The 2283-nt window shown below is 43.6% G+C and carries 4 protein-coding genes; all 4 read right to left on the bottom strand.

The genetic code is table 11. From position 1 onward, the window contains the following. On the bottom strand, positions 1–308 hold a 308-nt coding region (locus ACFIJ0_RS06100; RefSeq protein WP_375644213.1), incomplete at its 3' end, for a phage tail protein. Beyond that, positions 308–1135 (bottom strand): baseplate J/gp47 family protein, encoded by an 828-nt coding sequence (locus tag ACFIJ0_RS06095; protein ID WP_375644212.1) that lies wholly within the window; start codon positions 1133–1135, stop codon positions 308–310. The genes ACFIJ0_RS06100 and ACFIJ0_RS06095, both read right to left, overlap by 1 nt. After that, the gene (locus ACFIJ0_RS06090; RefSeq protein WP_375622656.1) at positions 1132–1473 is read right to left on the bottom strand and encodes a GPW/gp25 family protein; all 342 of its coding nucleotides are present in this window, start codon (positions 1471–1473) and stop codon (positions 1132–1134) included. Before ACFIJ0_RS06090 ends, ACFIJ0_RS06095 begins: the two co-directional genes overlap by 4 nt. After that, on the bottom strand, positions 1470–2159 hold the full coding sequence (locus ACFIJ0_RS06085) for a phage baseplate assembly protein V (RefSeq protein ID WP_375644210.1): 690 nt from the start codon (positions 2157–2159) through the stop codon (positions 1470–1472). Before ACFIJ0_RS06085 ends, ACFIJ0_RS06090 begins: the two co-directional genes overlap by 4 nt. Positions 2160–2283: the final 124 nt, after the last annotated feature.

The following is a 2283-nucleotide window of genomic DNA, read 5'->3' as shown; positions in this document are numbered from 1 at the left end:
CAGGCGGGTTGAAAGCGTGCAGAAATCTCTAGCCATTGAAGTCCCAAATCAATGGCTGCTACAGAGCCACGTATCCGCTGCCATTGCAGCCCCTGATCAATCAAATCATAGAGGTTTGGAACATAAGGCGTAAGCTCTCCAAGTCCGTATTCTTCAATGAGCCACGGCAAGAAGCGGGGAGGGCGTGTGATCAGTTTTGCGCGTGAAATCCCCAAAACAGAACCATCAACATCTTGATGAAAGTCGCAAGCATCGGCAAGACGCTTTTCAAATTCTGTCGCGTTTGTGGGAAGGAGGAAACCAACCATTAGCGCGCACGCCCTTTGAAGTTTAAGGTGATTTTTCCAATCGCTAAAACTTCTTCATCACAAACCATACTGTCTTGTGTTGGTGCAATGGCACTCACTTTCTGGACACCAGAAATCATTAGTTTTGAAATCCACCACGAGAGGCTTAACTCACGACCAATGGCTTGTTCTTGTTTCCATGCTGCTCTTAAATTTGTTTCCATTGTTGTGAGAATTTTCAAAGATGTTTCTGGTAACAGCCAAACATCTGCTTCTAAATCCAGCACTTTTTTGACAGCTGCGTGAACAATGATTGTATCATTGGTCATGATGATATTTTTTCTGTGAAGAGCTTCTGAGACTGTTTGTATGAGATCTTCAGAGGCTGTTCCTTCTTCATTGTTGCCAAAAAGAGCAACATAGATGGTTGGATCTTTGCCTTTACGGTAAACAATCGCATCCTTAACACGACTATCTGCTGTTAAGGCAATAAGCTTGTAATAGGGTTCTGTCCCGCTCCCATTGCCACCACGGGCATGAAGCTCTATGCGTTCACGATATCTCTTGTCACTTTCACCCTCCATGCGGACAATACCATGCCAGTTTCCCAAAGCATCAAGAGATTCACCGGTTGCAAAATCAAGAATGTTGTTGCGTGCTGCTTCGTTAATACGCTGTCTTAAAAGCAACTCTCGATAGCTAAAAGCCTCAATGACTTTTACAGCCGGGTCACTTTCAAGAATGGTATATTCAGGCAAAAGCTCTTTTAAATGGGCAAGAGCAGCAGCGCGTATTTCCTCAAAAGAAAGTTCTGTGATGATTTCTGGTTTTGCAAGTACTCCATTCATTTTATCAATAATCCTTCCATGGTAATGGGCTTGCCGGATGGCAAATAAATGCCTTCAAAGGACAAAGAAACTTGTCCAGCCTCACTCCATTTAAAATCAATTTTTTTCAATTTAAAACGCGGTTCCCACTTGTCTAAAGCCTCAGCAACAGCAGCATAAAGAGCAACGGAAAAGCTGTTATTTATTGGTGCATCAATGAGTTCAGCAACACGTGAACCATAGTCACGCCGCATTACACGCGAACCAATCCGTGTTGATAAGATATCAATAATCGACTGCCGCAAATGATCAATGCCGGTTAATGGCTTTCCCGTTGTGCGGTCCATTCCACTGTTCAATTGGGACCTCCTGTCATCGAGCCACCAGGGGAAACACCACCATGAACATGGCTGTTTCCAATATTGGTGCCGTTATGCTTTAGTCCACTTGAATGAATGGAAACATTATTCCCAGAATGAAGAGAGAGACTATCATTCGAATTCAGTGAAACGCCACCACCTGCCTTCAAAGAGATGTTGCCTTTTGCGTTTAAATTTATATCGCTTTCTGAAACAATCTTTATGCCTTCCGGTGCGGTAAGCTCTAGATTCCCGCCATCACCTTTTAGTGACACACCATCAGCGATTGTCAGGATAAACTTTCCGCCGGATTTGATGTGAATTCCATAAGTGTTTTGTTCATCATCATATTCAAGTGTTGTTCCATCAGGGTATATCGTTCGGTGAATGCTGCCTTTATCGGCTGCTTGATGAGCATCGGTGTGAAGTGAACCCACAATCACCCCTTGTGACAAATCCCCTGATGACGAGATAACAATCACTTGCTCTCCAACATCACGCCCTTCATAGGAGCGTGTTTTACCGGCGCGGGCTTGTGTGTCTGGAATCCAGTCACTGATGAGATTGCCACTTTTTACCCGATAGCGTGCGTTTTTATGGTCGACATGGCTAATTTTTCCCACCACAACCATATTGGCTACACGTCTCTTTAAATCGGTGATTTCTTTATCGCGTCGCTCTAACATGTCCACCTTCAATTTTATGGTATTTATCTTTATTTCTCACGCCTGTTTCTGGTTCAAAATTTAAGAAAGGTTCAACGAGTCTTGCTGTTACACCGCTTTCTTCTTCATCCATGTTGGGGATATT

Origin of the sequence: Bartonella sp. OC68QHHN (assembly GCF_042193875.1) — a bacterium.
GTDB lineage: Bacteria > Pseudomonadota > Alphaproteobacteria > Rhizobiales > Rhizobiaceae > Bartonella > Bartonella grahamii_A.
The sequence above is the reverse complement of the archived record's forward strand: the minus strand, read 5'-3'. Positions and strand labels throughout refer to the sequence as shown.

Coding starts and splice junctions, on each gene's coding strand:
- ACFIJ0_RS06095 (WP_375644212.1), bottom strand. CDS start 1,135: ATGAATGGAGTACTTGCAAAACCAGAAATCATCACAGAACTTTCTTTT.
- ACFIJ0_RS06085 (WP_375644210.1), bottom strand. CDS start 2,159: ATGTTAGAGCGACGCGATAAAGAAATCACCGATTTAAAGAGACGTGTA.